The organism is Nonomuraea sp. NPDC003201 (assembly GCF_053590415.1).
Genome location: NZ_JBSFTC010000463.1, coordinates 1 through 6,352, shown reverse-complemented (window position 1 = coordinate 6,352; position 6,352 = coordinate 1). Strand labels below are relative to the sequence as shown.

Annotated in this window: 2 protein-coding genes; one reads left to right on the top strand and one right to left on the bottom strand. The window is 73.4% G+C overall.

All coding sequences use genetic code 11. The annotated features are described in order from the left end of the window. The first annotated feature begins 72 nt into the window (after nt 1-72). Nucleotides 73-5,562, top strand: a complete 5,490-nt coding sequence (locus tag ACWDX9_RS57910; RefSeq protein WP_449971825.1) for a non-ribosomal peptide synthetase/MFS transporter — start codon at nt 73-75, stop codon at nt 5,560-5,562. On the opposite strand, the gene ACWDX9_RS57905 is transcribed toward ACWDX9_RS57910, so the two are convergent. Then, nucleotides 5,533-6,138: a 2-oxo acid dehydrogenase subunit E2 gene (locus ACWDX9_RS57905; protein ID WP_449971822.1), complete on the bottom strand. Its 606-nt coding sequence runs from the start codon at nt 6,136-6,138 to the stop codon at nt 5,533-5,535. The two genes, ACWDX9_RS57910 and ACWDX9_RS57905, sit on opposite strands and share 30 nt — an antisense overlap. Nucleotides 6,139-6,352: the final 214 nt, after the last annotated feature.

The following is a 6,352-nucleotide window of genomic DNA, read 5'->3' as shown; positions in this document are numbered from 1 at the left end:
GTTATTGACCGAGCTTGTCGAGGTCATCAATAAGCACAGCACCTTGGTCATGAGACCGACGAAGGAGGGCTCATGACCAAGCTGACGCAGGCGCAGCGGGCGCTGCTCACCCAGCGGCTGCGCAGGCGCGGCGGATCGCGGCCGGTCATCCCCGCGCTGCCCGCCGACCGGCCCCCGCCCCTGTCGTACGCGCAGGAGCGGCTGTGGTTCATGGAGCAGTACGCCCCCGGGAGCGCCACCTACACGATCCCGCTGGTGCGACGGGTACGCGGGCCGCTCCGGGCCGACGCCCTGGCGGCGGCGCTGCGCAGGGTCTGCGAACGCCACCAGCCGCTGCGCACCCGCTTCCCCGCCGGCGCGGACGGGCAGCCGGACGTGCTGGTGTCGGACGAGACCGAGGTCCCGCTGACCGTCGCCGCGGCCGGGTCGGCGGAGGCGGCCAGGGAGCTGGTGGGGCCGTTCCTGATGGAGCCGTTCGACCTGGTGACGGGCCCGGTCATGAGAGCCCTGCTGGTACGGCTGGCGCCCGACGACCACGTGCTGGCGCTGGCCGTGCACCACATCGCGGCCGACGGCTGGTCGGCGAACCTCCTGCTGCGCGAGATCCTGGCGTTCTGCACCGGCGGGACCGCGCCCGAGCTGCCGATCACGTACGGGGACTTCGCCGCCTGGCAGCGCGAACGCGCGGACGGCGACGTCGGCTACTGGCGCGACCGGCTGGCCGGGCTGGAGCCCCTGGAGCTGCCGGCCGACGCGCCGCGGCCGCCCGAGCTGACCCACGACGGGGCTGCGCACCACTTCGCGATCTCCCCCGAGCTGGCCGAGCGGCTGGACCGGCTGGGCGGGGAGCATCGCGCGACGCCGTACATGGTGCTGCTGGCGGCCTTCGCGGTGCTGCTCGGGTGGTACGCGGGGCAGGACGACGTGGCGATCGGCTCGCCGGTGGCCGGGCGGGCGCTCCCCGAGCTGGACAACCTGATCGGGTGCTTCGTCAACCTGCTGGCGATGCGGGTGGACCTGTCCGGAAATCCGTCGTTCGCGGAGCTGCTGGACCGCGTGCGGGAGCTGGCCACGGACGCGTACTCGCACCAGGAGGTGCCGTTCGAGCGGCTGGTGTCGGAGCTGAACGTGGCGCGGGAGCCGTCCAGGTCGCCGGTGTTCCAGGTCATCCTCGCCATGCAGAACTACGGCGGCGAGCCGCAGCCGGGGCCGCTGACGCTGGAGGGGTTCGAGCCGGGGGTGTGGGCGACCCGGTTCGACCTGGAGCTCTACACCGGGGGCGGCGGGTCGTTCCTGTTCGTCTACAACACCGCGCTGTTCTCCGCCGAGCGGATCGAGCGCATGGCCGGGCATCTGGTCACGCTGCTGGAGGGGGTGGCCGCCGATCCGGCGGCGCCGGTGTCGGAGCTGGAGCTGCTGACGCCGCGGGAGCTGGAGGAACGGCGGCGCTGGAACGACACCGCCGTCAACCTCGGCCCGCCGGACCTGCTGCACGAGCCGGTCATGGCCGGCGCGGAGAGCGGGGCCGTGGCGGTGCGGCATCCCGGGGGCGAGATCACGTACGGGGAGCTGCGCCGCCGGGTGCGGGCGCTGGCCGCCGAGCTCAGGACCGCCGGGGCCGGGCCGGGCCGGTTGGTGGCCGTCGTGATGGAGCGGGGCTGGGAGCAGGTCGTCGCGGTGCTGGCGATCAACGCGGCCGGGGCGGCGTACCTGCCGATCGACGCCGACCTGCCCGACCAGCGGCGCTTCGAGCTGATCGAGCGCGGCGGATGCGCGATCGCCGTCACCCAGCCCTGGCTGGACCTGTCCTGGCCGGACGGGGTGACCCGGCTCGCGGTGCTCCCGGACGCGGACGCCCCGCCCTTCGACTGCCCCGCCTCCCCCGCCGACCTCGCGTACGTGATCTTCACCTCCGGCTCCACCGGCGCCCCCAAGGGGGTGATGATCGAGCACCAGGCCGCCCTGAACACCGTCCGCGACCTCAACCAGCGCTTCCGCGTCGGCCCCGCCGACCGCTTCCTCGCGCTCTCGGCCCTGAGCTTCGACCTGTCCGTGTACGACGTCTACGGCGCGGCGGCCGTCGGCGCGACCCTGGTCATGGGCGACCCGGCCGACGACAAGGACCCCGCCGCCTGGGCCCGCCTCGTGGAGCGGGAACGCGTCACCGTCTGGAACTCCGTGCCCGCCCTCATGGAGCTCCTGGTGGACCACGCCGAGCACGAGGGCACCGACCTTCGCTCCCTGCGCCTGGTCCTGCTGTCGGGCGACTGGATCCCGCTGACGCTCCCCGACCGCATCCGCGCCCTCGCCCCGGACGCCGAGGTCATCAGTCTGGGCGGCGCCACCGAGGGGTCGATCTGGTCCATCTCGTACCCGATCGGCCGGGTGAACCCGTCCTGGACCTCCATCCCGTACGGCCGCCCCCTCGCCAACCAGACGTTCCACATCCTCGGCCCCGGGCTGCGGGACACCCCCGTCGGCGTGCCCGGCGACCTGTACATCGGCGGCGCGGGCGTGGCCACCGGCTACTGGCGCGACCCCGAGCGGACGGCCGCCTCCTTCCGCACCCACCCCCTCACCGGCGAGCGCCTCTACCGCACGGGCGACCTCGGCCGGTACGCCGCCGACGGCGTCATCGAGTTCCTCGGCCGGGCCGACGCGCAGGTCAAGATCCGCGGCTACCGGATCGAACTCGGCGAGATCGAGACCCATCTCGCCCGCCACCCCGACGTGACCGAGTGCGTGGTCACGACCGACGGGCAGGGCACGGGAGCGCAGCTCGTCGCGTACGTGGTCACGCCGCATCCGGACCCGGTGCGCCTGCGCGCCCACCTCGCCGAGACGCTGCCCGCGTACATGATCCCCGCCCGTTTCGTCGCCCTCCCGAGCCTCCCCCTCACGGCCAACGGCAAGGTGGACCGCCGCCGCCTGCCCGCTCCCTCGGCCGCTCCGGCCGGAACGCGCACCGCGCCGGAGACGGACACCGAGCGCCTGGTGAGCGCCGTCTGGGCGGAGGTGCTCGACGGGGCGGACTTCGGCATCGACGACGACTTCTTCGACGTCGGCGGGCACTCGCTGATGGCCATTAAGGTCGTGGCGCGCCTGCGCAGGCGGCTCCCGTCGCCGGTCGCGGTGGTGGACCTGTTCAAGCATCCGACGGTGCGCGAGCTGGCCGCGTTCGCCGACGGCGGCGCCGCCGGGCCGCGCGGGCTGCTGCACGAGCTGACGCCGCGCCGCGTCCATGCCGAGCTCACGTACGTGTGCGTCCCGTACGGCGGGGGCGCCGCGGTGGCCTACCAGCCGCTGGCCGACGCGCTGCCCGCCACGCACGCGCTGTGGGCGGTCGCGATCCCCGGGCACGACGTGGGGCTGGACGAGGACCGGCTGCCCCTGGAGGAGGTGGCCGACCGCTGCGTGCGGGAGATCCTGGAGAAGGTACGGGGGCCGCTCGCGCTGTACGGGCACTGCGGGGTCGGGTCGGCGCTGACGGTCGCGATCGCGCGGCGGCTGGAGGCGGCCGGGCGGCGGCTCGAAGCGGTCTACATCGGGGCGATCTTCCCGTTCGCCCGGCCGGGGAACCGGGTGCTGGCGGCGCTGTCCCGGCTGGCGCGGCGGGAGTACCTGCGCAGCGACCGCAGCTACGCCAACTGGCTGACCTCGATGGGGCTCGACATGAGCGAGCTCGATGCGGGGCAGGCGCGGCACATCATCAGGAACATGCGCGAGGACACGGAGGCGGCGGAGGAGTATTTCACCGGGCTGTTCGAGAGCGCGGTGGAGCCGTTGCGGGCGCCGGTGATCAGTGTGGCGGGCGAGCGGGATCCGGCTACCGAGTACTTCGAGGAGCGGTATCGCGAGTGGCACTTCCTGAGTCCGACGGCCGCGGTGGTGGAGCTGGATGAGGCCGGACACTTTTTCCTGAAATATCGGGCGCAGGAGCTGGCCGAGATCGTGACCCGCACCCACCTCGCTCTGGACACGGGCGAGCCGGCCTCGGGCCCGAACTGGCGCCTGCACGACACCTCCCGTCTCACCCCGCCGTCCCCCGCCACAGCCCCATCCGCTCCGCCAGCGGCAGCTCCGGCGGCAACCCCCTCCGCTCGCCCGGTCCCCGCCACTCCCCCGGCTCCGGCCCCGTCCGCGCGCCCGGTCCCCGCCGCTCCCCTGGCTCCGGCCACATCCGCTCGGCCAGCCCCCGCCGCCGCCCCGGCCCCGGCTCGGGTCCCGCTCGCGGGGCCGCAGCCCAGCATGCGGCGGTTCCTGGTCGTGGCCGGGGGCCAGCTGGTGTCGATCATGGGCTCGGCGCTGACCGAGTTCGCCATTCCCCTCTGGATCTACCTCACCACCGGCTCCCTGGCCCAGTTCGCCCTGCTCGCCGTCCTCGGCCTGGTGCCGGGCATGGTGGTGGCCCCGCTGGCGGGCGCCATCGTGGACCGGAGCGACCGCCGTACCGTGATGCTCGGCGGCGACTTCGCCGCCTTCGGGACGCAGCTCCTGCTCGGCGTGCTGCTGTGGACGGGCAACCTGCAGACCTGGCACATCTACCCGCTGCTCGCGCTGCTGTCGGTGGCGCTCACGTTCCAGCGCCTCGCCTACAGCTCGGCGGTGCCGCAGCTCGTGCCCAAGCGGCACCTCGGCCACGCGAACGGCATCGTGCAGATGGCCGGGGGGATGACGCAGCTCATCGTGCCGCTGGCGGCCGCCGGGCTGATGGCGGTCGTCGGGCTCGGGGGCATCCTGGTCCTGGACGTGGTCAGCTATGTGTTCGCGATCTCCGTGACGCTGCTGGTGCGCTTCCCCAGGACGATGGCCTGGCGGCGCAAGGAGCCGGTCATGACGGAGCTGGTGGCCGGGTTCCGGTATTCGTGGGGGCAGCTCGGGTTCCGGCGGATGCTGCTGTTCTTCGCGGTCCTGAACGTGTTCCTGTCGCCGCTCTTCCTGATGATCTCGCCGCTGGTGCTGTCGTTCGCGGGGCTGCAGGACGTGGGGCGGATCTCGTTCCTGTCGGGGCTCGGGGTGCTGCTCGGCGGCCTGGCCATGACGGTGTGGGGCGGGCCCGGTCACGGGCGGATGCGGGCGGTGCTCTGGTGCACGCTCGCGCTGGCCGCGTTCTGCCTGGTCACGGGCTTGCGGGCTGATCTGGTGACGATCGGGGTCGGGGCGTTCGGGATGTCGTTGTGGGTGACGCTGCTCAACGGGGTCTACGCCACGATCGTGCAGGTGAAGGTGCCGCAGCGCTTCCACGGGCGGGTGTTCGCGCTGAACACGCTGATCGCCTGGTCGACGCTGCCGCTGGGGTTCGGGCTCGTGGCGCCGTACGGGGCGGCGGTGTTCGACCCGCTGCTCGCCCCGGACGGGCCGCTCGCCTCGACCGTCGGCGCGCTGATCGGGACGGGGGCGGGGCGGGGTGTGGGGTTGATGTACGTCCTGTTCGCGGTCGCGATGGCGGTGCTGGCGGTCGTGGCGCTCCGGTCCCGGCTGCCGTCCCTGGTGGACGATGCCGCCGACGCCGCCCCCGACGACCTGGTCGGCCTACAGTCCCTCGAAGGACGCCGCCTCTAGCGCTTCCTTGAGCGCCTGGAGGAACAGGACGGCGTCCCTGCCGTTGACCAGCCGATGGTCGTAGGCCAGCCCGATCACCGCGACCGTGCGCTCGCCCTCCCGCTGTGGCGAGGTGAGCGCGAGGGCGCACGCCTGGCCCGGGAAGACGATGGGGATGGCCATGACGATGTCGCGGTCGTGGTGCAGGGTGACGACGATGTTGCCGCCGTCGAAGTGCTCCTGCCTGAACCCGCCGCGCTGGGCCAGCCGCCGGAACCCGGCCAGTTCCCCGGCGATCTCCTCGATCCCCTTGCCGTGCGCGTCCCGGATGACCGGCACGTACAGGCCGGTGCCGAGATCGATCGTGACACCCACGTTGGGGGCGTCGGGGACGGCGGCCGTGCCCTCGTCCATGAGGGTGGCGAAGCACAGCGGGAAGTCCTGGTGCAGGCGGGCGACGGCGGCGATGAGGAGGTCGGGCAGGCCGACGAGCTTGCGCAGGCGCTTGGTGAGGTCGCGGGCGGTTGTGGTGGCCTTGCCGACGTCCACTTTTATGGCGGTGTAGGCGGCGGGGATCGTCTGATGCGAAAGGCTCACCGTCCTCCCGACGGCCTGCTGATTCCCGCTCAACTCCCCCACACACCCCCCGACCGGCGCGGCTCCAGGTGACGCGGCGGCGGCCGACGTAGCGGAAGCGGGCGCGACCGTGGACGCGACGGCAGGCGGAACTACGGTGGGCGGCGCCTCACAGGCACCGGGCGACACCGCGGAGGCGGGCGCAACCGTGGGCGCAACGGCGGGCGGGGCGGCG

Bases quoted from the DNA above. Each gene is read 5' to 3' on its own strand.
- ACWDX9_RS57910 (WP_449971825.1), top strand. From the start codon at position 73: ATGACCAAGCTGACGCAGGCGCAGCGGGCGCTGCTCACCCAGCGGCTG.